The organism is Sphingomonas echinoides ATCC 14820 (genome assembly GCF_000241465.1).
Taxonomy (GTDB): Bacteria; Pseudomonadota; Alphaproteobacteria; order Sphingomonadales; family Sphingomonadaceae; genus Sphingomonas; species Sphingomonas echinoides.
Map to the genome: position 1 here is coordinate 977,256 of NZ_JH584235.1, position 24,616 is coordinate 1,001,871.

General features: G+C 64.2%; 25 protein-coding genes. 12 read left to right on the top strand and 13 right to left on the bottom strand.

Features of this window, described 5'->3' with window-relative positions; translation table 11 throughout:
• The 3 genes from ON00_RS04570 to ON00_RS04580 all read right to left on the bottom strand — a co-directional run.
• The coding region (locus ON00_RS04570; RefSeq protein WP_010403512.1) for a homocysteine S-methyltransferase family protein at window positions 1-724 on the bottom strand (724 nt) is incomplete at its 3' end.
• A gap of 111 nt (window positions 725-835) precedes the next feature.
• The gene (gene metF, locus ON00_RS04575) at window positions 836-1,774 is read right to left on the bottom strand and encodes a methylenetetrahydrofolate reductase [NAD(P)H] (RefSeq protein ID WP_010403514.1); all 939 of its coding nucleotides are present in this window, start codon (window positions 1,772-1,774) and stop codon (window positions 836-838) included.
• A complete protein-coding gene (locus ON00_RS04580) occupies window positions 1,771-2,739 on the bottom strand; it encodes an ArsR/SmtB family transcription factor (RefSeq protein ID WP_029622436.1) in 969 nt (322 codons plus the stop codon). Before ON00_RS04580 ends, metF begins: the two co-directional genes overlap by 4 nt.
• Before the next feature lie 200 nt (window positions 2,740-2,939).
• On the opposite strand from ON00_RS04580, the gene ON00_RS04585 reads away from it, so the two are divergent.
• From ON00_RS04585 to ON00_RS04595, 3 genes are read left to right on the top strand one after another with little or no spacing between them, the layout of a single operon-like run.
• Window positions 2,940-3,221: a hypothetical protein gene (locus ON00_RS04585; protein WP_010403519.1), complete on the top strand. Its 282-nt coding sequence runs from the start codon at window positions 2,940-2,942 to the stop codon at window positions 3,219-3,221.
• Window positions 3,221-3,418, top strand: a complete 198-nt coding sequence (locus ON00_RS04590; RefSeq protein ID WP_010403521.1) for a hypothetical protein — start codon at window positions 3,221-3,223, stop codon at window positions 3,416-3,418. The genes ON00_RS04585 and ON00_RS04590 overlap by 1 nt, the downstream gene beginning before the upstream one ends.
• Window positions 3,419-3,420: 2 nt before the next feature.
• Entirely contained in the window at window positions 3,421-4,371 is a 951-nt protein-coding gene (locus tag ON00_RS04595) for an aldo/keto reductase (protein WP_010403522.1), read from the top strand.
• 217 nt (window positions 4,372-4,588) lie between these two features.
• Here the strand turns inward: ON00_RS04595 and ON00_RS04600 are convergent, their stop codons facing one another.
• From ON00_RS04600 to acnA, 5 genes are all read right to left on the bottom strand, one after another.
• Window positions 4,589-6,184, bottom strand: coding sequence for an isocitrate lyase (locus tag ON00_RS04600; protein WP_010403524.1), 1,596 nt, complete (start codon window positions 6,182-6,184; stop codon window positions 4,589-4,591).
• Window positions 6,185-6,328: 144 nt separating this feature from the next.
• Window positions 6,329-7,237, bottom strand: coding sequence for a hypothetical protein (locus ON00_RS04605; RefSeq protein ID WP_169313316.1), 909 nt, complete (start codon window positions 7,235-7,237; stop codon window positions 6,329-6,331).
• A gap of 57 nt (window positions 7,238-7,294) precedes the next feature.
• Entirely contained in the window at window positions 7,295-8,680 is a 1,386-nt protein-coding gene (locus tag ON00_RS04610; RefSeq protein ID WP_010403528.1) for a helix-turn-helix domain-containing protein, read from the bottom strand.
• 276 nt (window positions 8,681-8,956) lie between these two features.
• Window positions 8,957-9,211, bottom strand: a complete 255-nt coding sequence (locus ON00_RS04615; protein ID WP_010403529.1) for a CBU_0592 family membrane protein — start codon at window positions 9,209-9,211, stop codon at window positions 8,957-8,959.
• A 13-nt stretch (window positions 9,212-9,224) separates the two neighbouring features.
• Window positions 9,225-11,897: an aconitate hydratase AcnA gene (acnA, locus tag ON00_RS04620; protein ID WP_010403530.1), complete on the bottom strand. Its 2,673-nt coding sequence runs from the start codon at window positions 11,895-11,897 to the stop codon at window positions 9,225-9,227.
• 405 nt (window positions 11,898-12,302) lie between these two features.
• On the opposite strand from acnA, the gene ON00_RS04625 reads away from it, so the two are divergent.
• The 3 genes from ON00_RS04625 to ON00_RS04635 all read left to right on the top strand — a co-directional run bounded on the left by ON00_RS04625 (window position 12,303) and on the right by ON00_RS04635 (window position 15,954).
• Window positions 12,303-13,934 (top strand): DUF1800 domain-containing protein, encoded by a 1,632-nt coding sequence (locus ON00_RS04625; RefSeq protein WP_154651401.1) that lies wholly within the window; start codon window positions 12,303-12,305, stop codon window positions 13,932-13,934.
• A gap of 10 nt (window positions 13,935-13,944) precedes the next feature.
• Window positions 13,945-15,324 (top strand): DUF1501 domain-containing protein, encoded by a 1,380-nt coding sequence (locus ON00_RS04630; RefSeq protein WP_010403532.1) that lies wholly within the window; start codon window positions 13,945-13,947, stop codon window positions 15,322-15,324.
• Between the two features lie 90 nt (window positions 15,325-15,414).
• Window positions 15,415-15,954, top strand: coding sequence for a superoxide dismutase family protein (locus ON00_RS04635; protein WP_010403533.1), 540 nt, complete (start codon window positions 15,415-15,417; stop codon window positions 15,952-15,954).
• 11 nt (window positions 15,955-15,965) lie between these two features.
• Here the strand turns inward: ON00_RS04635 and ON00_RS04640 are convergent, their stop codons facing one another.
• On the bottom strand, window positions 15,966-17,528 hold the full coding sequence (locus ON00_RS04640; RefSeq protein WP_010403536.1) for a spinster family MFS transporter: 1,563 nt from the start codon (window positions 17,526-17,528) through the stop codon (window positions 15,966-15,968).
• Between the two features lie 222 nt (window positions 17,529-17,750).
• Between ON00_RS04640 and ON00_RS04645 the strand changes: the two genes are divergently transcribed.
• From ON00_RS04645 to ON00_RS04660, 4 genes are all read left to right on the top strand, one after another.
• Window positions 17,751-18,494 (top strand): Bax inhibitor-1/YccA family protein, encoded by a 744-nt coding sequence (locus ON00_RS04645; protein WP_010403538.1) that lies wholly within the window; start codon window positions 17,751-17,753, stop codon window positions 18,492-18,494.
• A gap of 87 nt (window positions 18,495-18,581) precedes the next feature.
• The gene (locus tag ON00_RS04650; protein ID WP_010403540.1) at window positions 18,582-19,361 is read left to right on the top strand and encodes a transglutaminase-like domain-containing protein; all 780 of its coding nucleotides are present in this window, start codon (window positions 18,582-18,584) and stop codon (window positions 19,359-19,361) included.
• 56 nt (window positions 19,362-19,417) lie between these two features.
• Window positions 19,418-19,723 carry a hypothetical protein gene (locus ON00_RS04655; RefSeq protein WP_010403542.1) on the top strand — a complete coding sequence of 102 codons (306 nt, stop codon included), beginning with the start codon at window positions 19,418-19,420 and terminating at the stop codon, window positions 19,721-19,723.
• A gap of 210 nt (window positions 19,724-19,933) precedes the next feature.
• The gene (locus ON00_RS04660; RefSeq protein WP_010403544.1) at window positions 19,934-20,485 is read left to right on the top strand and encodes a hypothetical protein; all 552 of its coding nucleotides are present in this window, start codon (window positions 19,934-19,936) and stop codon (window positions 20,483-20,485) included.
• A 48-nt stretch (window positions 20,486-20,533) separates the two neighbouring features.
• On the opposite strand, the gene ON00_RS04665 is transcribed toward ON00_RS04660, so the two are convergent.
• The 3 genes from ON00_RS04665 to panB all read right to left on the bottom strand — a co-directional run bounded on the left by ON00_RS04665 (window position 20,534) and on the right by panB (window position 23,561).
• Window positions 20,534-21,901 (bottom strand): PQQ-like beta-propeller repeat protein, encoded by a 1,368-nt coding sequence (locus tag ON00_RS04665; protein ID WP_010403546.1) that lies wholly within the window; start codon window positions 21,899-21,901, stop codon window positions 20,534-20,536.
• On the bottom strand, window positions 21,898-22,599 hold the full coding sequence (locus ON00_RS04670; RefSeq protein WP_010403549.1) for a tetratricopeptide repeat protein: 702 nt from the start codon (window positions 22,597-22,599) through the stop codon (window positions 21,898-21,900). Before ON00_RS04670 ends, ON00_RS04665 begins: the two co-directional genes overlap by 4 nt.
• A gap of 101 nt (window positions 22,600-22,700) precedes the next feature.
• The gene (panB, locus tag ON00_RS04675; protein ID WP_010403551.1) at window positions 22,701-23,561 is read right to left on the bottom strand and encodes a 3-methyl-2-oxobutanoate hydroxymethyltransferase; all 861 of its coding nucleotides are present in this window, start codon (window positions 23,559-23,561) and stop codon (window positions 22,701-22,703) included.
• Window positions 23,562-23,686: 125 nt separating this feature from the next.
• Between panB and ON00_RS04680 the strand changes: the two genes are divergently transcribed.
• Entirely contained in the window at window positions 23,687-24,106 is a 420-nt protein-coding gene (locus ON00_RS04680) for a hypothetical protein (protein ID WP_010403554.1), read from the top strand.
• Between the two features lie 35 nt (window positions 24,107-24,141).
• Window positions 24,142-24,321, top strand: a complete 180-nt coding sequence (locus ON00_RS04685) for a helix-turn-helix transcriptional regulator (protein ID WP_342626507.1) — start codon at window positions 24,142-24,144, stop codon at window positions 24,319-24,321.
• Between the two features lie 6 nt (window positions 24,322-24,327).
• Here ON00_RS04685 and ON00_RS04690 read toward each other — a convergent pair whose 3' ends face one another.
• Window positions 24,328-24,609, bottom strand: a complete 282-nt coding sequence (locus ON00_RS04690) for a DUF427 domain-containing protein (RefSeq protein WP_010403558.1) — start codon at window positions 24,607-24,609, stop codon at window positions 24,328-24,330.
• Window positions 24,610-24,616 lie beyond the last annotated feature (7 nt).

Here is a 24,616-nt window from a genome sequence, read left to right on the forward strand (position 1 = left end):
TGAGCCCGATCGTCACCGGCTTGGCATGGCGCACGGCGTGCCAGAACGCCTCGACCGTATGCCCCGACAAATTGCGGCCTGACAGATCGGTCAGCGTCATCGACAGCATGATCGGCACGTCGCGCCCCAGCGCCTCGCCCGCTTCCAGCGCCGCCATGATCGCGGCCTTGGCGTTCAGCGTGTCGAACACCGTCTCGACCAGGATGAAGTCCGCCCCGCCCTCGATCAGCGCATCGGTCTGTTCGCGGTACACGCCTTTGAGATAATCAAAGTCGATCTCGCGGAAACCCGGATCGTTGACGTCGGGGCTGAGCGACAGCGTCTTGTTGGTCGGTCCGACGGCCCCTGCAACAAAGCGCGGGCGGCCGTCCTTGGCCTGATATTCATCCGCCAGCCGCCGCGCGAGCCGCGCGCTCTCGACATTGATCTCGCGCACCAGATGCTCGGCGGCATAATCCGCCTGGCTGATGCGGTTGGCCGAGAAGGTGTTGGTCTCGGCAATGTCCGCCCCCGCCTCGAAATAGGCACGGTGGATCGCCTCGGGCACCGCTGGCTTGGTCAGCGCGAGGATGTCGTTATTGCCCTTCTGGTCCTTGGTCAGGCCCAGGTCGCCAGCATAATCCGCCTCGGATAGCTTCCAATTCTGGATTTCGGTGCCGAACGCGCCATCGGTGATGAGGATGCGCTTGGCCGCTTCGGCCAACAGGGTTTCTCGTGCGGTCATCTTCTAATCCTTCTCCCCTCCCGCTTGCGGGAGGGGTAGGGGGAGGGAATGTCTCGGGAGGGACCTCACAGGCCCTCCCCTAACCCCTCCCGCAAGCGGGAGGGGAATGTGTTACGCCGCCTCTGCCGTCGCCACGGCCTTCGCGCGCAGGCCCAATAGATGACATATAGCAAAGCTCAGCTCGGCGCGGTTGAGCGTGTAGAAATGGAAATGGCGCACATCGCCTGCATACAGCTTGCGGCACAGTTCGGCGGCGAGCGTGGCGGCGATCAGCTGGCGGCTGGCGGGATGGTCGTCCAGCCCCTCGAACAGGCGCCCCATCCACGGCGGCACCACCGTGCCGCACATCGCCGACATGCGCACGATGCTCTGGAAATTGGTGACGGGCATGATGCCGGGCACCATCTCCGCCGAAATCCCGGCCGCCGCCGCGCGATCGCGGAAGCGGAAGAAGGTTTCGGGCTCGAAGAAGAATTGCGTGATCCCGCGCGTTGCGCCTGCATCCAGCTTGCGCTTGAGATTGTCGAGGTCATCGGCCTGGTCGCGCGAATCCGGGTGGCATTCGGGGTAAGCCGCGACCGAAATCTCGAACGGGTGGAGGCGCTTCAGGCCAGCCACCAGATCGGCAGCATTGGTATAACCCTCGGGATGCGGGACGAAGCCCCCTGCCCCCGGCGCATCGCCGCGCAGCGCGACGATATGGCGCACGCCTGCCGCCCAATACTGCTCGGCAATCTCGTCAATCTCGGCGCGCGAGGCTTCGACGCAGGTCAGATGCGCCGCCGCGCCCATGCTCGTCTCGCGCTGGATGCGCGCGACGGTGGCGTGCGTGCGGTCGCGTGTGGTGCCGCCCGCGCCATAGGTGACCGAGACGAAGCTGGGCGCGAACGGCTCCAGCGTGCGCACCGTTTCCCACAAAGCCTCTTCCATCTTCTCGGTCTTGGGCGGGAAGAATTCGAACGACACCGCCGCATCGCCCGCCAGATCCGCGAACAGCGGGGCCTCGAGCGCGCGCCGCGCCTCCTCGAGCTGGTTCACCGAAATCGTCATGCCGCCATCGCCTTGTGTATCCCGGAACGCTGGGCATCGCGTTTGCGCGCGAGCCATAATTTCACCGTCAGTTCCCCGCCTTCGAGCCGCTCGGTCCGCTCGGGCGCGAGATCGGCGGCGGCGAACCATGTCGCCATTTGTTCATCGGCAAAGCCCAGGCGGGTATGCCCGTCCTTCGTCCGCAACTCCTCGCGGTCGTGCGCCGCGAAATCCGCGATCAGCAAACGCCCGCCCGCCTTCAGCACCCGCGCCGCCTCGGCGATCGCCGCCCCCGGCTGCTGTGCGAAGTGCAGCACATGATGCACGATCGCCACGTCCGCCGCACCGTCGCCCAAGGGAAGCGCATAGAGATCGGCCTGCCGCAATTCCGTATTATCCAACCCCCGCTCGGACAATTTCGCGCGCGCCAGCCGCAGCATTTCGGACGAGCGATCGATGCCCAGCGCCTGCTCGGCCCGTCCCGCAAACAGTTCCAGCATCCGCCCGGTGCCGGTGCCGATGTCGATCAACTGACCGATCGGTGCCTCGCCCAGCACCGCCGAAATCGCTGCCTCGACTTCGCTTTCGGCAATGTGAAGCGAGCGGATCGCGTCCCACTGTCCCGCATTGGCCTCGAACCACAAAGCCGCCGAGGCAGCGCGATCGGCACGCACCGCCGCCAGTCGCGCGGAATCGGCCACCGCCCAATGGTCGGGCTGAAGCGCCGCCCACGAATCCAGCGCCTCCAGCACCGGGCCGACCGTGGTGCCGCCGCCCAACGCCACGAACACCCAACTGCCCTCCTTGCGGCGCTCGGCCAGACCGGCATCGCACAGGATTTTGACATGGCGGCTGACGCGCGGCTGGCTTTGCCCGAGGACCTGCGCCAATTCGCCAACCGACAGCTCCATCGAGCGCAGCAGGGCGACGATGCGCAGCCGGGTCGCGTCGGCAAGCGCGCGAAAGATTTCGAGAGCGATGGTCATTGGCGGCAACATATAAAGATATCTTTATATGAGGTCAACGCGCTTCGGACCGTTCCGCCTTTCCGTCAGCCCCGCGCCCCTACAGCGCCCCGCCCTCCTAGAACGGTTTGCGTGCAACAAGATCGGCCGCATGGAGTTGAAGGGGCACCGCCCATCCTTTACCGTCGCCGTATATCTTCCGAAAGCCAAGGGTACCCATAATGACCAAGTCGCTCGCCATTCTGCCACTGGCTGCTCTCCTCGCATTCGGCGTATCCGGCTGCAGCCCAAAGGCACAGAATGAGGTCTCCGAAGCGGCAAACGCCGTTGCTGCCGATGCCAATGCGACCGCAGCGCAGGCTGTCGACGATACCGACGCCGCACTCGGTGCCGCCGAATCGCGGATCGACAATGCGGGCGCGGTGCTCGGCAACAAGGCCGACCGGGTCGCCGACAAGACCGGTGCCGCGCTGAAGGACGTCGGCAACGAGATCCAGGACTGATGCGGACGCCCTTGCTTTTCGCGCTGCTGTTGCTGGCGGCTTGCTCGGGCAAATCTTCCTCTGGCGCGACCGCAGCGGAGGACAAGGCGCTCGACACTGCCGCCGCCTCGCTCGAGGCCAACAGCGCCGATGCCAATGCCGCGATCATCGTCGATGACGACGAAGGCGGCAACGAAACCGATTCCGAGGACCATTGATCATGACGACTTTACGCCGCCTTGGCGCGACCGAGTTCCATATCGCGCCGCTGATATTGGGCGGAAACGTGTTCGGCTGGACAGCGGACCGGGACACTAGCTTTGCCGTGCTCGACGCGTTCGTGGCCGGTGGCGGCACGATGATCGATACCGCCGACGTCTATTCGGCCTGGGCACCCGGCCATAAAGGCGGGGAATCGGAAAGCGTAATCGGTGCCTGGCTCAAGGCCAGCGGCAAGCGCGATCAGGTGCAGATCGCCACCAAGGTCGGCATGCTGCCGGGCGAAGGCGGCGAGAAACTCGCCCCTGCGCGCATCGCTGCGGCATGCGACGCCTCGCTCCAGCGGCTGGGCGTCGACACGATCGACCTCTATTTGGCGCATCAGGATGACGATGCCGTGGCGCAGGAAGATGCGCTCGCGGCCTTCGCCAAGCTGATCGACGCGGGCAAGGTGCGTGCCCTGGGTGCCTCCAACTTCCACGCGGCGCGGCTGAAATCCGCCAATGACGCCGCCACCGCGCAGGGCTTGCCGCATTATCATGTGCTGCAACCCGAATATAATCTGGTCAGCCGCCACAAATTCGAAGGGCAGCTCCAGGATTATTGCGTCGAGCATAATATCGGCGTGGTGCCCTATTATGGCCTCGCCTCGGGCTATCTCACCGGCAAATATCGCAGCGCCGCCGATTTCGGCAAAAGCGTGCGCGGCGGGCGGATGCAGGCGTTCATGGACGGCACCGGCCCCGCCGTGCTCGCTGCGATGGATGCGATTGCCGAGGAAAGCGGTGCCTCGCTCGCGCAAATTGCGCTGGCGTGGCTCGCCGCCCAGCCCGGCGTCACCGCGCCAATCGCGAGTGCCACCAGCGTGGCCCAGGTCGAGGAATTGCTGAGCGCGATGGATTTGACGCTCAGCACCGACCAGATCGACCGGCTGACCAACGCCGGGGTGTGAGCCCACCCCACCACCGTCACCCCGGCCTTGTGCCGGGGTCCACCGCTGCGCGCGGATAACGGTTCACAAATCCGTGGCGGGGTGGATGCCGGGACGAGCCCTGCATGACGGAAGGGTAGAAGCCCGCCGCGGCAAAGCCGCGTCGTCGGACGGGGCTGCGGGCCCCGCCGGCCGGGCCCCCCCGCGGGCGCGGCGGAGCTTTGCTCCGCCTGCTGCGTCAGGCCGCGAACTGGTTCATCGTGTTGTGCGCCCCACCGGCCTTCAACGCCGCCTCACCCGCAAAATACTCCTTGTGGTCGTCACCAATGTCCGAGCCAGACATGTTCTGGTGCTTCACACAGGCGATCCCCTCGCGGATTTCCTTGCGCTGCACGCCCTTCACATACCCCAGCATCCCCGCCTCGCCGAAATACTCCTTGGCGAGATTGTCGGTCGACAGCGCCGCCGTGTGATAGGTCGGCAGTGTGATCAGGTGATGGAAGATCCCGGCGCGCGCCGCAGCATCCTTCTGGAAGGTGCGGATGCGCTCATCGGCTTCCTCGGCCAGCGGCGTGGCGTCATAATCGACCGACATCAGCTTCGCGCGATCATAGGCGGAGACATCCTTGCCCTCGCCCGCCCAGGCATCAAACACTTGCTGGCGGAAGTTGAGCGTCCAGTTGAACGAAGGTGAGTTGTTGTACACCAGCTTGGCATTGGGCACGACTTCGCGAATGCGGTCGACCATGCCCGCAATCTGCGCGATGTGCGGCTTCTCGGTCTCGATCCATAGCAAGTCCGCGCCATGCTGGAGCGAAGTGATGCAGTCGAGCACGCAGCGGTCCTCGCCGGTTCCGGCGCGGAACTGGAACAGGTTGGACGGCAAGCGCTTGGGCCGCAGCAATTTGCCATCGCGGTTGAGGATGACATCGCCATTGCGCGCGGTGGCGGAGTCGATCTCCTCGCAATCGAGGAAGCTGTTATACTGGTCGCCGAGATCGCCCGGCTCCTTCGACACGGCGATCTGCTTGGTCAGCCCAGCGCCCAGCGAGTCGGTGCGCGTCACGATGATCCCGTCCTCAACGCCGAGTTCCAGGAAGGCGTAACGGCAGGCACGAACCTTGGCGAGGAAGTCCTCATGCGGCACGGTCACCTTGCCGTCCTGATGACCGCATTGCTTTTCATCCGAGACCTGATTCTCGATCTGCAAGGCGCACGCGCCCGCTTCGATCATTTTCTTGGCGAGCAGGTACGTCGCCTCGGCATTGCCGAAGCCCGCATCGATATCGGCGATGATCGGCACGACATGCGTCTGATAGCCGTCGATCGCGTTGAGCAAACGCTGCTCCTCGATCGCATTGCCGGACGCCCGCGCGGCATCAAGCTCCCGGAACATCATGCCGAGTTCGCGCGCATCGGCCTGGCGCAGGAAGGTGTAGAGCTCCTCGATTAGCGCCGGAACGCTGGTCTTTTCATGCATCGACTGGTCGGGCAGCGGGCCGAATTCGCTGCGCAACGCGGCAACCATCCACCCCGAAAGATAGAGATAGCGGCGCTCGGTCGAGCCGAAATGCTTCTTGATGCTGATCATCTTCTGCTGACCAATGAAGCCGTGCCAGCAACCGAGCGACTGCGTGTACTTGGCCGGATCGGCATCATAGGCCGCCATGTCGCGACGCATGATCGCGGCGGTGTAGCGCGCAATGTCGAGGCCGGTCTGGAAACGGTTCTGCACCCGCATCCGCGCGACGCTTTCGGCGTCGATGCCGTCCCAGGTGCCGTTCTGGCTCTGGATCAGTTTGGCGGTTTGGGCGATGGCGGTCTGGTAGGTCACGGCGAACATCCTCATCGGCTGCGATGGCAAGGATGTAGGCAAGTTTACAGAACTTTGTGACGCAAAATCGCCGATAATTGGGGTATCTCTGTCAATCGATGAGGCATATTTTTGTTAATATGAAATATATTCACAAACCCTAAGTCAGGGGCGCTCGTGAATCACGCTCGGCGCAGGCCGTCCTCGCAAATAGGCTTGTTCGGGGCTGGCGATCGGGAAACCCGCCGCCGTCGCTGCCGCCAAAATGCGCCGGATATTTTGATAGCTGATGGTACTCACCGTGACGCTGGTCGGCAGATTGAGCCATTCTTCCGAAACCCGCAAACCGCCGCGCACCTTTTCCACGCGGCCATCCGCCACCAGCTTTTCCGCACGGCGTTGCACCGTGGCGTAGGGAAGTCGCAGCGTTCGCGCGAGCGCGCTCACCCGCAGCGGGCGTCGCAACGAGTCGGGCGGCACGGCGAATTGGTCAGCATAACGCCGCGCCAACACCGGATCGTAGGTGTAGCTGCGCGTGTTCGCACACAGGATGGTCGAATAGAGCACCAGGTTGATCCATTCCTGGTGCAACCCGCGATTGTTATCGGCCACGGCGAGCATGATGTCGGCCGCGGCGCGGACACCGACCGCCGGATGATAGGCGCTCGTGTTCCGCTGCGGCGGCATCGGCAAATCGAAGCGCTGCAAATCCTCGACCAGCCGCACGAAGGCGTCGTGCGCCGTCATCGACATCTCGATCATTTCCGGGCGCTGCAAGCCGCTGGCAAGCGCGACCACGCCGCTGGGCGTGCGCGCCACCACCTCCTGCGCGATCAATGCATTGACGTGGCGGCGCACGGTCTCGAACGGACGGGACAGTGATGCAGCCAAGGAATTGATCGAGATCGCGCGGGATTCGGGCGGGTCGGCAGCGACGTCCATGCCATCGATCGGCGTTGACGAACTTTGCCGCGTGATCAAGGTGAAGACCACGAACCGGTCGAGATCACCGTCGAACGCGCGAAGCCCGGCCAGGACAATCGTTGTCTGCATTTCGGCTAAAAAACGGGTCACCATCCGTATCGGCGCGACGGCCCCGAAATCGCTTTCCGCCTTCCCCATGATCGCGTCTTAATCCCCCCCAAAAGTAAACGCGCTTACCCCGCGCTCACGCTCGTTGATCGCCAGCGCGCGACCGACCGGCGGCAGAGACCGCTGCGGACAGCCGCTCCGCCCACACGCTCTGCAGCCCAGTCCGATCGGCGTCGCCTCGCCCTTCAAATCCAGCCCCCGCGCGACCACCAGCGTTCCGGCATGTTCCGCCGCAACGCCCAGCCCAACCGCGAATTCTGCCGGCACCGCGCCATAGCGCCGCCCCTGCGGGGTTACGGTTCGCGCCATGGTCAACCAGCGTGCACCGCCTTCCAACTCGATCAATTGCACCGCCAGTACTCCCGGTCGATCGAAAGCGGCATGCAACCGCCACAACGGACAGCGCCCCTCCGACTCCGCCAGCGGCGAGCCGCTCGCGCCGGAGAAGCGCTTTGACACCTGCCCGGCGCGATCGATCCGCACCAGAAAAAACGGCAGTCCGCGGGCACCAATGCGTTGCAAAGTGGTCAGCCGATGCGCGACTTGTTCAAAGCCCGCGCCAAAGCGGCGTTGCAGAAGCTCGATATCGTACCCGGTCGCTTCGCACGCGCGCAGGAAGCGGGCATAGGGCATCATCAAAGCCGCCGCGAAATAGCTGGCGAGGTGGCGGCGATACAGGCGCTCCGCGTCGCGATCGGTAAAGCCCGCCCCCTTGGCCAACCCATCGATTTCACCCCGCGCCTCGATCTGGGCGAGTTGATAGGCCGCACCGAAGACCCGCGACGCCGGGTCGAGCATTTCGGAAAGCTGCAACTGCCGCGCGTGGAGATCGGTGCGGCGGAGCAGATCGGGCATGACATCCACCGGCAGCACACGAATCGTGAGTTGGTGTTTCACCCGCAACCGCTCGGCAATGGCACCATAGAGGTCGCCCGCGCCCAGCCGCAATTCATCGGCGAGCCCCTCCGCCAGTGCGTCCAGATCGGCGAAATGCCCGCGCCACCGCTCGATTTCGCGGCGAACCTCGGCAATCGGATCCGCCGCCCCCGCCTCGGCCGAGCCCGCCGCCCCGATCCTGTCGAACGCGCGCGCAAACGCTTCCGCTCCGCCCGGCGCGCCCGCCAGCCATTCCTCGATTTCGTTGCGGTCGATTTCCAGGTCGGCGAACATCGGGTCGGCGAGCCGTCGCCGCAGCGCAGCCTCCCCCCCACCAGGTTCCCCCGCCGCCAGCGCCCGCGGGTCGAAATCGAAACTCTCCGCCAGCTTGACGATCAACGATGCCGATAACGGTCGTTGATTTTTCTCGACGAGATTGAGGTAGCTCGGGCTGATCGTCAGCATTTCGGCCATGGCCGCCTGCGTCAATCCCGCCTGTCGCCGCAAACGACGAATGGCGTGCCCAGCGAACAGTTTGCGATCGGCCATGCTCTCTACGCCCCTGACGATGCGGCGTGTGAAGCGCCACCACCCATAGTGCCGCAGCTTGTCATATATTTACAAGCAAACTTCAAGTTCGCGCATATAAGTAACGCCTTTACCGAATGGTGCCCTCATACCCCCTGTTCGGCGTGATCCTTTCCTCTCTATTGCGCCGTCAACGGATCGGCAGCTTGTCAAAAGCTCGACCGTTCGCAGAGGCTTGAGAGTTTCCTGGGGAGGAAAGGATGCCCGCCACGCACATGCGTGGCGGGCATTTCCTGTTCAGGCACCAAGGCGGGCGCTGCGCCACAGCCGCAAAAGCGTAACAATCCCGATCGCTGCCCATGCCACGTTGAGCGTGGTTGAGGGCCACGCGCCATGCCAGCCGCTGTTCAAAACAAATCCGGCCGCACCGACGAGGTTCATCCACTGAAACGCCGCCGACTGGCCGGACAGTTTGCCGGTCGAAACCAGCAGATAGGAAGCGAGGATGAGCAGCGCCGCTGCCCATCCAATCCCTTCGATCGCCGTCGTCACGACAGCAGCGGCATTACGCCGCCAGCTTGCGCAGCACGTACTGCAGAATGCCGCCATTGAGGAAATATTCCAGCTCGTTGACGGTATCGATCCGGCAACGCGTCAGGAAGGTTTCGACCGTGCCGTCGGCGCGAGTCAGCGTGACCTCGACATCCTGGCGCGGACGGATGTCTGCAACCTTCATGATCGTGAAGCTTTCCGAACCGTCGAGCTTCAAGGTCTTGCGGTCGACACCTTCGGCGAACTGCAGCGGCAGCACGCCCATGCCGACCAGGTTCGAGCGGTGAATGCGCTCGAAGCTCTCGGTGATGACGACGCGCACGCCGAGCAGATTGGTGCCCTTCGCCGCCCAGTCACGCGACGAGCCGGTGCCATATTCCTTGCCCGCGATGACGATCAGCGGAACGCCGTCCGCCTTGAAGCGCATCGCCGCATCATAGATCGGCATCGTCTCGCCCTTATACGAGGACATGCCGCCCTCGACGCCGGGGACCATCTCATTCTTGATGCGGATGTTGGCAAAGGTGCCGCGCACCATGACATTGTCGTTGCCGCGACGTGCGCCATAGGAGTTGAAGTCGGCGCGCGCGACCTGACGCTCCATCAGCCATGCACCAGCGGGGCTGTCGGCCTTGATCGAACCGGCCGGCGAAATGTGGTCGGTGGTGATCGAATCGCCCAGGATGGCGAGCGGACGCGCCTCGACGATATCCTGCACCGGTGCCGGAGTCATCGACATGCCCTCGAAATAAGGCGGGTTGGCGATGTAGGTCGATGCGGGCGGCCACGCATAGGTGTCGGAGCCGACCACGTCGATCGCTTGCCACTTCTTGTCGCCGAGGAAGACGCTGGCGTAGCGCGACTGGAACATGCCGCGGTCGATGTTGGCGTCCATCACTTCGCGGACTTCGGCGTTGGTCGGCCAGATGTCCTTGAGGTACACGTCGGTGCCATCGGTCGCCTGGCCGATCGGGGTGGTGGTGAAGTCCTCGGTCACCGTGCCCTTGAGCGCGTACGCCACGACCAGCGGCGGCGAAGCCAGGAAGTTGGCGCGCACGTCGGGGCTCACGCGGCCCTCGAAGTTGCGGTTGCCCGACAGCACCGAGGCAGCGACGATGTCATTGCCGTTGATCGCCGCCGAAATCGGCGCAGCGAGCGGGCCCGAATTGCCGATGCAGGTGGTGCAGCCATAGCCGACCAGGTTGAAGCCAACCGCGTTGAGGTCTTCGGTCAGGCCAGCCTTGTCGAGATAGTCGGTCACGACCTGCGAACCGGGTGCCAGCGACGTCTTCACCCATGGCTTGGGCTTCAAGCCATACGCATTGGCCTTGCGCGCGACCAGACCAGCGGCGACCAGCACCGACGGGTTGGAGGTGTTGGTGCAGCTCGTAATGGCGGCGATCACCACGTCGCCATCGCCGATATCGTGGTCACGGCCTTCGACTGGAACGCGCTTGGCGCTGGCGTGGCTGTAAACCTTGGCGAGATCGGCGTTGAAGGTGTCATCGACCTCGGTGAGGATGACCTTGTCCTGCGGGCGCTTGGGGCCAGCGAGCGACGGCACGACGCTCGACATATCCAGTTCGAGCGTGTCGGTGAACACGGGGTCCGGCGCATCCGCCAGACGCCACATGCCCTGCGCCTTGGCATAGGCCTCGACCAGCGCGATCTGCTCATCGCTGCGGCCGGTCAGGCGCAGATAGGTGAGCGTTGCGTCATCGATCGGGAAGAAGCCGCAGGTCGCGCCATATTCCGGTGCCATGTTGGCGATCGTTGCGCGATCAGCGAGGCTCAGCGCATCGAGGCCTGGGCCATAGAACTCGACAAAGCGGCCCACCACGCCCTTGGCGCGCAGCATCTGCGTGACGGTCAGCACCAGGTCGGTCGCGGTGATGCCCTCGGCAAGCGTGCCGGTCAGCTTGAAGCCGACGACTTCGGGGATCAGCATCGATACCGGCTGGCCGAGCATCGCGGCTTCCGCCTCGATCCCGCCGACGCCCCAGCCGAGCACGCCCAGACCGTTGACCATCGTGGTGTGGCTGTCGGTGCCGACGCAGGTGTCGGGATACGCGATCGTCTTGCCGTCCGGCGAAACCGACGACCACACCGCCTGCGCGATGTTCTCGAGGTTCACCTGGTGGCAGATGCCGGTGCCGGGCGGTACGACCTTGAAATTGTCGAGCGCCTTGGAGCCCCATTTCAGGAACTCGTAGCGCTCATTGTTGCGCTGATATTCGAGCTCGACGTTATCCTCGAACGCCTTGGGCGTGCCGAATTCGTCGACCATCACCGAGTGATCGATCACCAGATGCACCGGCACCAGCGGGTTGATCTTGGCGGCATCGCCACCAAGCTTGGTGATCGCATCGCGCATCGCCGCGAGATCGACCACGCACGGCACGCCGGTGAAATCCTGCATCAGCACGCGCGCGGGGCGATACTGGACTTCGCGGTCGGACTTGCGCTCCTGCTGCCAGTCGATGATCGCCTGCAGGTCCTCGGTGGTGACGGTCACGCCATCCTCAAAGCGCAGCAGATTCTCGAGCAGCACCTTCATCGAGAACGGCAGACGGCTGATATCGCCGAGCTTCTCCGCGGCAGCGGCGAGGCTGAAATAATCATATTGCGCGCCGTTCACGTCGAGCGTGGTGCGAGTGCCGAGGGTATCCTGGCCAATGGCGGTCATATGCAGCGGGTCCTTCCCTATGGGGCCTAGACGGGGCGCGGCGGGGAGGCGGCAAAAAGCCGCGCGGGCGCGCCCAGTGTGGGCGAATGCAAGAGTCGGGAGCGGCGATAGCAGCGAGGGCAAGCTTGGGGAAGGGCACGAGGCCCCGCCCAGCGCCTAAAAAGGTTGCGCGCTGATCGGTCCAACGCCCGTCCGCCATCCTTAACGCTGCATTGCCTTATGATAGATCATGGCGGGGCGTTCGCTTTGCTGGTAGGAGCGCAGGGCGACGCAAGCGCGCAGGCGCGCTTCGGTGTGAAGTGGGGTAAAAGCGTGACAGAGGAAGCACTCGTCCTGGACGATCGCGTAGTTGCAGCCGAAACCCCTCTTGAATTTGCTAAACCGGTGGCGCTGTCAGGCGCTTCGATGGCCGCACTGGCGACAACGCTGGCGCTTGCTGCGTGCGGCGACGGCGGCAGCGGTGGCGGCGCGACCGGCGGATCCCCTACCCCTACGCCATCCACCCCGACGCCCACCCCGATCGGAGCGGCCGCCGCCAGCCGCTTTCTGGGCCAGGCGACGCTCGGGGCGACCAAGGCAGAGATCGCGAATGTGCAGTCGGCCAGCTATGATGGCTGGCTGACCGCGCAATTCGCCCTGCCGCGCGCGACCAGCCATTGGGACTGGCTCGTCGCCAACGGTTATTCGGCCGCGACCTTCATCAATTCGCTCTCGGGGTTCGACCAAACGATCTGGCGACAGATGATCGTCGAGCCCGATCAGTTGCGCCAACGCGTCGGCATCGCGCTGTCCGAAATGTTGGTGATCGGCGTCGATGCGCTCAACCTCAACTGGAAACAGTTTGCCGGCGCGGCCTATTTCGACGTGCTGCTCGACAATGCCTTTGGCAATTTCCGCACGCTGATGGGGGCGATTACCACCAATGCGGCAATGGCGACCTTCCTGACCTTCCTCGGCAACCGGAAGGCCAACCCCAGCACGGGCTCCCAGCCTGACGAAAATTATGCGCGGGAACTGATGCAGTTGTTCACGCTCGGCCTGTATCAGCTCAATCCCGACGGTTCGGTCAAAACCAACGCCGGGACACCGCTCGAAACCTATGGCCCAGCCGACGTATCAGGGTTGGCGCGCGTGTTCACCGGGCTAAATTTGGCATCGTCCGATAGCACCACGCCGGACCGCTACCGCGTGCCGCTGGTCATGACGGCAGCGCAGCACGAAACCGGCGCATCGACCTTTCTCGGCACGACCATCCCGGCGGGGACCGAAGGGATGGCCGCCGTCAACCTCGCGCTCGACGCGATCTTTGCGCATCCCAACGTACCCCCTTTCGTCTCCAAGCAACTGATACAGCGGCTCGTCACGTCCAACCCCTCCCCTGCCTATATCGGGCGCGTGTCGGCGGTGTTCGCCGATAACGGAAAGGGCGTTCGCGGTGACTTGAAGGCCGTGATCCGCGCGATCCTGCTCGATACCGAGGCCCGCGATGCCGCTGCCTTGACCAGCACGACCGCCAGCAAGCTCCGCGAACCCGTGTTGCGGCTGGTTGGTTGGGCACGGGCCTATTCGGCAACGTCGCCGTCAAACGCCTGGGCGATTGGCGACACGTCCAACCCCAATTCGCGGCTGGGCCAATCGATCGGACACAGCGCGACGGTCTTCAATTTCTTCCGTCCCGGCTATGCCCCGCCCAATACCGCCATCGCCAGCGCTGGCCTGGTCGCGCCGGAATTCCAGATCACCAATGAACTGAGCGTCGTCGCCTATATCAATTACATGCAGGCGCTGATCGCCAACGGCACGGGCGACTTCAAGGCCGATTACACCACGATCCTGACGCTCGCGGCGGACAGCCAGGCGTTGATCGACGAGGTCAACCTCGTGCTCGCCAATGGCCAATTGAGCAGCGCGACCGTGACTGCGATCAAAACGGCGGTCGACAGCATCGCCAATACCGGCGCAACCGGGCCCAGCAACCGCGTGATGACCGCGATCCTGCTGACCATGGCCTCGCCCGATTACCTGACCTTCAAGTGAGGATCGCGTCATGACGAGCGACCAATCCCGCCGCGCCTTCCTCAAACGCTCTGCGGCCCTCGGGCTGGCGGGCAGCGCGATGCCGTTCGTCACCAGCCTCGCCGCGATCGGAGAGGCGGCAGCGGCGGTCACCAGCGATTACAAGGCGCTGGTCTGCGTGTTCCTGTATGGCGGCAACGATTACGCCAACACGCTGCCGCCCTATGACCAGGCGAGCTACGCGCTCTATCAGGCGGCGCGCAGCAACATCGCGCTGGACCGCGCCGCGCTCGCAGCAACGGTGTTGAACCCGGTAACGGCGCTGGCCGGCGGGCGCCAATATGCCTTGGCCCCAACGCTTTCGCCGCTGCTGCCGCTGTTCAATGCCGGGAAGATGGCGGTCGCGCTCAATGTCGGCACGCTGGTGCAGCCAACCACCAAGGCGCAATATAGCGCGAACTCCGTGCCGCTGCCGCCCAAGCTGTTCAGCCACAACGATCAGCAAAGCTATTGGCAAGCCTCCAATCCGGAGGGGGCGACCTCCGGCTGGGGCGGTCGCCTCGGTGATCTGCTGCAAAGCGGCAATGGCTCGGCGACGCTGACCTGCATCAATGCTACCGGCAACGCGGTATTCCTGACCGGCAAGACCGCGATCCAATATGCGGTCGGCACGGGCGGGCCGATCGCGCTGTTGAACAATGCCTCCACCGTGTTCGGCTCGACCACGGCGGCCAGCACGTTGCGCACGTTGATGGCGGCATCGCAGACCAACGTCCTGCAGAACGAGCATGCCAAGATCAGCAAGCGCGCGCTCGACACTTACACGCAGGTCAACACTGCGCTTGGCAGTGCGCCTGCCGCCAATTTCCCGCTCTTTCCCACGCCCAACAGCCTCGCCGATCAGCTCAAGATCGTCGCGCGGCTGATCTCGGTGTCGTCACAACTGGGCGCGCGGCGGCAAGTGTTCTTCGTGTCGCTCGGCGGGTGGGACATGCACGACGCCCTGGTCGCCAACCACCCGACCCAGACCGGCCTGCTCGCCAATGCGATGCGGGCGTTTTACGACACAACCGTCGCGATGGGTGTGGCCGACAAGGTCACCACCTTCACCGCCTCCGATTTCGGGCGAACGCTGGTGTCCAACAGCGATGGCTCCGATCATGGCTGGGGCAGCATGCATTTCGTGATGGGCGACGCGGTGCGGGGACAGCGCTTCTACGGGACGCCACCGGCGATCGGGAATGGCACGGTCGATGATGTCGGCCAGGGCCGCCTGCTGCCGACCATGGCGGTCGACCAATATGCCTCGACGCTCGCCAGCTGGTTCGGCGTTTCCGCAACCGATATGCGCACCGTGCTGCCCAATATCGGCAATTATAACAGCTCGACGTGGAATCTGGGGTTCGTCTGACAAACGCCGTCGGCGCACCGAACGAAGGCAGCGGTTGCGCGTTGGACGATTAACGCCCAGCACCGCTCACGGCGGCAACAGGAGATTCGCATGCGTAGATTCGTAATCGCGGCAACCGCATTGGCGGCGATCGGCCTTACCGGATGCGATAAGCAAGAGGCTGTCGCTGTCGGCCAGCCGGTGGCGCAGGGCGCGCACGCGACCGCGCAAATTCGCACCCCGGATGGTGCCGATGTCGGCCGCGCCACCGCAACCGAAGTGGCCGGTGGCCTGCGCCTGACGCTCGAGGTGCACGATCTTACGCCGGGCACGCACGGCGCGCATGTCCACACCGTCGGACGCTGCGATGCGCCGGATTTCGCAAGTGCGGGTGGCCATTGGAACCCGGCCGGCACCAAGCACGGATCGATGAACCCGCAAGGCCCGCATGAAGGCGATTTGCCGAACCTGATCGTCGGCACGGGTGGGCGCGGGACGATTGGCATACTGCTGCCCGGCGCGACGATGGCGGGGCTGCTCGACACCGACGGTTCGGCGATCGTCGTCCACGCCAAGCCCGACGATTTGATGACCGACCCATCGGGCAATAGCGGCGCGCGGATCGCCTGCGGCGTGTTCACCGCAGGCTGAGCGCCAGGCGCTCAGGCGATCACTTCTCCCGCAGCGCGCGCCCGCGCCTCGCGATTGGCCTCTGCCGGCGGCACCAGGCGATAGGCGGCGATGGCCGCGCCGATCGTGATCGGCGCGGTTAGCAGCAGTGACAGGACGCCAGTGGTCAGGCTGCCCGACACCGTTGAGACTCGCCCGGCAATATAGGGGCCCATTGCCAGGCCAAGCAGGGTCGTGCCGATGAAGAATGCGCCCGTCGCAGTGCCGCGCATACGCGGCAGCACGAGATCCTGCATCGTTGCCCCCGCAGCACCGAGCGCAGTGCTGGAGCACGTCGCCGCCACCAGCAACGCCGAGACGAAGGTTGAAACGTCCCCGCTGCGAAACGCGATCACGATGAACGGCAGCGGCACGATCGCGCCGAACAGGATGACCATGATCCGCCCCGACGGAAAGCGCCGCCGCAATCGGTCCGCAACGATGCCGCCCAGCGTGACGCCGACGAATCCCCCAAAGGCCAGCGTACCGCCGATCCACCCGCCCGCTTGCTGGATCGTTACCCCCAAGGTGCGCATCGCATAGGGTGCCGCCCACAGGCTGACGCCGTAGCTGACAAAGGCATTCAGGCCGTACGCCACCACGACGCAAAGAAACGCCGGATTGCCGATCACCAGCGTATAGGTTGGCAAATCCCGGCGTTTCAGCGCGCTGGCCCAGGAAAAGACCGCATAGGCCCCTAGCCCGACGGCGGTCCATTGCGGCCACGGCTCGCCAAAATGGCGCAACACCGCGATCGCCCCCGCCACCACGCCAAGCGCGAGGAGATTGATCGCGAGCGGCCGAACCCCGCCGCGCGCCGCGCCAATCAGCGTAAAGGGCGGCACGATCGTCAGCAGATCGGCCAGCAAGGCGCGGAACGGGGCCGGATGCCGCTCGGGCGGCGGCAGTCCCTCCACCGCACCGCGCACGGGCTCGTGCAATGTCGCCACCAGCAGCGCGAGCAGCAGACCCGGCAGCCCCACCGCAACGAAGGCGGCCTGCCACCCGTGCAGCCCGAGCGGCCCGCCAGCCGGATACAGCGTGTTCCAGCGATGCACGACGAGCCCCGCGATGCTGAGGGAAACCCCGCCGCCAACGTAGAGACCAGACGAGTAGACCGCGAGCGCAGTGGCCCGCAATCTCTTGGGAAAATAGTCGGAAATCAACGAATAAGCCGACGGACTTGCCGTGGCTTCCCCAATTCCCACGCCAATACGCGCGCCCACCAGCATTCCGCCGGAACGAGCAAAGCCGGACAGCGCGGTCATGCTGGACCACAGGACCAGCCCCGCCGTCATCAGCCGAACGCGGTGCCAGTTATCAGCGAGCCGACCGAGCGGGATGCCGAACAGCGAATAGAACACCCCGAACGCGGTGCCGTATAGGAAACCAAGATCCTCATCTTTCAAATGCAGGTCGCGCTTGATGTCCTCCGCCAGGATCGAGATGATCTGCCGATCGACAAAATTGAGCACGTATACCAGGAAAAGAATGCCGAGAACGTAATAGGCATAGGCCGATGCGCGCGGCGGCGCGGTGCCCGTTGGGGTCGCCATTCGATCAATCCTCTCGGCAGTTTCTGCTCTGGGCGACAGCCTAGCAGAGCATACCGATCTTACGAAAGCGGTTTTACCACGCGCCGCCGGGTACCCGGACTCGGTGCTTCGCAGGCTCGTGCTGCGCGCTGCGCGGGCCTGCGGGATTGGCTTGAAAAGCGCGCGGTAAAGGCCGATATTGGCATGAGCTGACATATGGTCGGCGTTTAGGAGCTTCTCGCAATGGCAAACTGGTCTGATCCCCGTCCGAATGCTTCGGCGTTCCCGGCGGCTGGGACCGTCGGCACGGAGGCCTTCGATGCCGGCCTGCGCAGCTATATGCTGTCGGTGTACAACTATATGCTGTCGGGCATCCTGTTGACCGGGCTGGTAGCGATGTTCTTCTCCTGGGGCGGCCTCGATTCGCCTGCGGCGCACATCCTGATCGGCGGCGGTCCGCTCGCCTGGATCATCATGCTGGCCCCCTTGGGCTTCGTCTTCGGCATGAGCTACGGTGCCGCGCGCATGGCACCGAGCACGTTGCAGGCGATGTTCTGGGGCTTTGCGGTGGCGATGGGCCTGTCGCTGTCGACGGTATTCCTGCGTTACACCGGCACATCGGTTGCACAGGCGTTCTTCGCAACGTCGGCGGCGTTTGCCGGGCTTAGCCTCTACGGCTACACCACCAAGCGGGATCTTTCGGCCTTCGGCACCTTCCTGGTGATGGGTCTGGTCGGTCTGATCGTCGCGATGGTACTGAATGTGTTCTTCCAGTCGGGCCCGCTCGCGCTGGTCATCAGCATCGTCGGCGTCCTGCTGTTCGCGGGCTTGACGGCGTATGACACGCAGCGCGCGAAGAGCATCTATGCCCATGTCGCCGGGACACAGGACGAACCGCGCATGGTCATCATGTCGGCGCTGAACCTGTATCTCGACTTCATCAACATGTTCCTGTTCATCCTGCGGATGTTCGGCAACCGCAACTAAGCGACACGCAACGCAACGCGCCGGATCCGTCCGGTCTGGGCTCGATAGAACCTCTATCGGGCCCATTCTTTTGCCCAAGGGTCCGTGATGCGCCTCTCGATCGACGTGACGCTCAATTATGCGATCGATGGCGCAGCCGATGTGCTGTTACTGATCGAGGCTGCCAAAGGTCCGGATCAGCGGCTTTTGCTGCAGGACCTGAAAGTGTGGAGTGACACACCCTTGCGCGCCGTGCCCGGCGAAGACGGCATCGGGCAGCGCTGCTGGCTTCACGGGGAAGGATCGTTCCATGCCGAGTATCGCGCAACGGTGGAGATCCTGCGCCAACCCCGCGACTTGGCAACGCTGGGCAATACCCCCATCCGTCTGATGCCCCCCGAAACGATCCCCTATCTTCTGCCGAGCCGCTACTGCGAATCGGATCGGCTGGAAGGCTTTGTCGAGCAGGAATTTGGCGGGTTGTCGGCCGGGCCTTTGGCCTGTGCGCTGGTCGATTGGGTGGCTGGCCACCTCACATATGCAAGCGGGGCCTCCAGCGGCACGACAACCGCGCTGATGACCTTCGCCGAGCGGCGTGGCGTCTGCCGCGACTATGCGCATTTGCTGGTGGCGCTGGCGCGCGCTGGCGGCATCCCGGCGCGGTGCGTCTCGGCCTATGCGCCGGGCGTCGACCCACCCGACTTTCACGCCGTCGCCGAATTGTGGATCGATGGCGATTGGCATCTGGTCGACGCCACACGCATGGCCTCAAGCGTGGAACTGGCGCGCGTGGCGGTTGGGCGCGATGCGACCGACATCGCTTTCATGACGGTGTTTGGCCGCGCCACGCTCAATCAGCAGCGGGTGACCGTCACCCGCCTGCCCTGACGGAACACTGTACGCGCTCCGCTCGTTTTAGAGCCGTTCCATTCAGGAGAGCGACAATGCCGCAAGATACCAAGCTGATCGACGAGAAAGCGCTCGATAGCCTGTCGATAGCCCCCGGGAGCCCCGAGGAGAACGAACAGATTCACCATCCCCGTCAAAATGCGGGCCAGGACGAATCCATTGCCAAGCGACTCGAGCGCGACCCGACCAGCCCGGACGCGGTGCTGGACAGCGCGCTCGATGAATCGATGGACGCTTCGGATCCTCCCGCAACCACCAAGCCGGGCGATAACGGTCAGCCCCCCAAATCCTCCGGCTATGACCAGGACGCCGAGGCCGCGATCATCGCCGATCGCCGATAACATTGCGCGGCGGTGGCGCTAACCTCCGATTGTTGCGCCGCCGCCGCACTCGCCAGAATTTTCTATTAGTGCGATCCCTTCATCGCGTCTCTTGTTGCACCGCAGCAGAATCTATGGTCGCTTACTACTATTGGACGATCGGGCGTTAACCATGGGGTAAGCCACGAAGCGCATGATCGCCCAACTGCACTTTGAGCGCGGGGTGATGTAATGGGTTCTCGTATGAAACCGGCAAATGGTGCCATGACGTTGGCGGAAATGAAGGAGTTTGCTGGCTTTACGTCAGCAACGCAGCGTTATGTACGCCGCTCGCTCGACATTGGTCTTGACCGCGATGACGCCATGGCGCGCTGGTCGCGCGACGTGGTCGAGGCTGCGAGCATCCGCGCCCAGGTCCGCGTCTACACGCGCTTGCCCGATATTCGCGAAATGATCCCCGATGACAGTGGCCTCGATTCGGTCGAGCCGCTCTTCGCGCCGCTGTTGACGATTACAGCCTTCGATCTGGGCCAGGGGCGGTTGACGACCTTCTCTGCCTACCGCTTCCTGTACGAGCGTCTGGTCGGTGCCGAGATTCGCCCGTGGCTGCCTGCAGCATTCTGCGCCGCCGCCGCTCTGCCGCATCTGCACCCTGACCTGCGCCGCAAGTTGTTGCAGTCGATCAGTGAGGCGGCGGCGACAGCATCGGGCTGGTCGAACCGTCAGCCGGCCTTTTTCCCGAAATGGGTGGAAAAGGTCGATATCACCGCCCTGCCCAATTAATCCTGCCCAATTGACCGTTGGCGCGGTCCAACCGGACCGCGCCGCACCTCACTTATACGCGGTGACCCGGCCCTTTTGATCGAGCACGTACAGCGTGTTGTTGGATACCACCGGCGGCAGCGTGAACGGGGCCTTGGACGCAATCACCGAGCCGACCTTGCCATTCTCGACCGAGGCCGAGACGATCTGACCGAGCGAGTTGGTCAGCACCAGCCGCCCGCCCGCCAGCACCGGACCGAACCAGGTAACCGGATTGGCCTTCTTGCTGTCCTTGATCGTGCCGTCCTTCTTGCGCTTCTCGCTCTTGAAATGCTGCAACTGGCTGATCCAGCGGACCTTGCCGGTCGCGCGCGCCAGACACACCAGACGGGCATCGTCGGTCACCAGGAACACCCATTCGCCCGCCACCCATGGCGTGGAGATGCCGGCGAAATTCTGTTCCCACATACGCTGACCCGAGACGATTTCGAGCGCGACCATGCGCCCGCCCTGCCCGACCGCGAACACGACACCGCGATCGATCACAGGATCGGCGTCGATGTCCGCCAGCGACGACACCGAAGTCGAGATGGTCGAACGCGACAGCGCGTCCTGCCAAAGCGTGCGGCCATTCTCATAGCGATAGGCATTGAGCTCGCCCGACGAGAAGCCCGCCACCACGGTACCCTGGCTGACGGCCGGAGCGGCCACGCCGAACACGCCTTGCGTCTCGATCGATCCCGACTGTGTCCATACGACAGCGCCGTCAGCCTGCGACAAGGCGTACAACTGGTTGTCCTGGCTCAGAATATAGACTTGGCCATTGGCCACGGTCGGCGCGCCGCGGAGCGGGGCACCCGGCTTGACGCGCCACAGCACCTTGCCGGTCGCGGCTTCGAGCGCGACGACATCACCCAGGCCATCGGTCGCAAAGACCTTGCCATCATCAAAGCTCACGCCGCCGCCAAAGCGTGCGCCGCGCGTCTTCTTGTCGATCTTGCCCTTATGCGTTTCGGCAATGTTGGTGGACCAAGCGGCGGCCCCGGTCGTCGACGAAAAGGCGTGAATCGTCGCGTCAACGTCGATTGCATAGAGGCGACCGTCAGCGACGACCGGTGCCGCGCCGAGCCGCTGACGATTGCTGCCGCCGTCGATCGAGGCGCTCCACGCCCGCGACAAGGACGAGCCGAGGCTCAACTGGCCAAGCGACTTGGACGCGCTGCCTCCGGGCTGCGCCCAGCTGTCATTGGGGGCTGCGGGCGGCACCAGCACGTCGACACCGGCAATGGTCTTGTCGGCGAGAACGTCATGCTCGCCGGCCAAGATCGCGATGCGCTGCCCCAGCACCGGCGTCTTCTTCTTGCCCTTCATCGAGGCGCAGCCGCTGAGCGCGACAGCAGTCACGGCCACGACGAGAAAGCGGTTGGTCATCTTCATTGCGATTTCTGTTCCTTAGCCTCGGTGACGGCATCCACACCCAATACGCCCGCCATCTGAACCGCGCGTTGCCGCAGCGTCTCCTCCGTGGTCGGATCGCGCGCGATCTGACCGTACAGCACGCCCGCGAGATCCCGCCGATTCTGGCGGAGATAGGAAATCGCGACAAGCTCTCCGGCATTGCCGAACCAGGGATTACCCTTGACCGCGATCCCGCGCAGCCGCGCGATGACGACGTCGGGCTTGAGCGAGTCAAATTCGGCAGTGGTCTGGCGGATCAACGCGACGTCGCGGAGCGGCTGGCCGATCGAGGTATCGCCAGCGACCTGCGCAAACTTCGCGGCGGCCCCGCGCAAATCCTGCTTCTGCAGCAGCAAATCGGCCTGGCTCATCAACGCCAGCGCGCGGTAGCCGCCGATATTGGAGGTCGCCAGCGTGGTCAGCTTGGCATTGGCCGAATCGATGCGGTTGCTGCCCATGTCTTCATAGGCCTTGGACAGCGCTTCGCCCTGATCGCCCGCGACCGATTGCTCATGCGATTGCCACAGCAACCACCCGCCAAAGCCAAGAAGCGCGAGCAACACGACGGCAATCGCGGCGATGCCGTAGCGCCGCGCGGCCTTGGCCAGTTGATCGCGACGCAGTTCCTCGTCGACTTCACGCAGGAATGCGGCATCGGTATTCGGCGGCACAGCCAAGGGGGAAACTCCATCGGATCAGGGCGGGGAGGCGCGGACCTTAGCCGCGCCGGAAGACAAACAAAAGCGCTCAAAAAATCGGGCGGAACTCCTAAGCGGCGTCAGTCCTTCGGGGCATAGATCTGCTCGGCACCAGGGAAGGCGCGCGACCGGACATCCGCCGCATAGGTTTCAACCGCGGCGGAAATACGGCCTGCAAGGTCATCGAATTTCTTGACGAAGCGGGCTGTGCGATCGAACAGGCCGAGCATATCCTCCGCCACCAGCACTTGCCCGTCACACTGCGCCGAGGCACCGATGCCGATCGTGGGACAGGCCACCGCATGGGTGATGGCGATCGCGATTGGCTCGACCACCCCCTCGATCACGATCGCAAACGCCCCAGCTTCCGCGACGGCACCGGCATCGGCAACGATCTTGTCCGCCTCGGCCTTGCTGCGCCCGCGCGCGCCATAGCCGCCAAGCGTATTGACCGCCTGCGGCGTGAGCCCGACATGGCCCATAACGGGAATACCGCGTTCGGAGAGGAATTTGACGGTGGGGGCCATCGCCTGCCCGCCTTCAAGCTTCACCGCCGCCGCGCCGGTCTGCTTGAGCAGATACGCAGCACTTTCAAACGCCTTTTCGGGCGAGGCCTCGTAGCTGCCGAACGGCATGTCGACCACCACCACCGCATGATAGCTGCCGCGCACCACCGCCGCGCCGTGCGCCGCCATCATCTCGAGCGTGACCGGCACGGTGGACGGCAGCCCATAGACCACCTGCCCCAGACTATCCCCCACCAGCAGCATGTCGCAGTGCGGATCGAGCAATTGCGCGGTGCGCACGGTGTAGGCGGTCAGCATCACCAGCGGCTCGCCGCCTTTACGCGCGCGGATCGACGGCACCGTCAGGCGCTTCATCGGTGCGGGCGTGGAGGTGGCGCGACTGGTGGCGGTGTCGATGGTGAAGGTCGTGGACATGGACGCAACGACTAGCGCCTCCCGTAGCCGGACGCCAGCGTAGCAATGGTCAGATGCAAATTTCCATTGACTCCATGTTATATATTTCTAACATTAAGTCTCCTTATTAGAACATGGAGATCGAGATGCCCTTCAGAGAAAAGATCGCCTGGCTTTCCGCAGGCGGCATCCTCGTCGCCTTTGGGCCGTATTTTGCGCTGGTGGCGATGCGCCAACCGATCACCGCGCTCGGCCCAGCGACGGCAACGGGCTTTCTGGCGGCGATAGTGACGCTGGTGGCGGTGATTACGGTCGCGAGCATTATCGTCGCATTGACCAACCTGCGCGACGCGCAGCAGCCGAGCGACGAACGCGACCGCGCGATTTCCAGGCGTGCCCTAGCGTTCGCTTATCCCGTGTTGCTGACGGCCTTGTTCGCCGCACTGGCAACGCTGTTCCTGGGTGCAGGCGAATCGGTGCTGGTCAACGCGGTGCTCGGCGCAATCGTGCTCGGCGAGCTCACCCGCTGCGGTGTCGAGATTCTCGGCTATCGGGCGCGGGCCTGAACATCGTGTCCGCCCGCATCACCAATCATATTCGCTTGCTGCGCTTCATGGCCGGGGAAATGACGCAGGCCGAACTGGGCGAAAAGATCGGCCTGACCCGGCAGACCGTCGCCGCGATCGAGGCCGGCAAATATTCGCCGACGCTCGAAGCTGCATTCCGCATTGCCCAGGTATTCGGGAAGCCTCTGGACGAGGTGTTCCAATGGGAGGGGTGACGGCCCCTATTCGACCGTGACGCCCTTCCAGAAGGCGAAGCGGTCCTTGATCTCGGCGGCCTTGGGCTTGGGGTCGGGATAGAACCACGCCGCATCGGCATTGCGCTTGCCGTCGACGACCAGCGACTTGTAGCTCGCCTCACCTTTCCACGGACAGATGGAGTGCGTCGCGCTGGCTTCGAAATAATCGGCGACGATGCTGTCGGCGGGGAAATAATGGTTGCCCTCGACCACAACGGTATCCTCGGACTGGGCGATCACAGCCCCGTTCCAGCGTGCAGTCGGCATGGCAGTC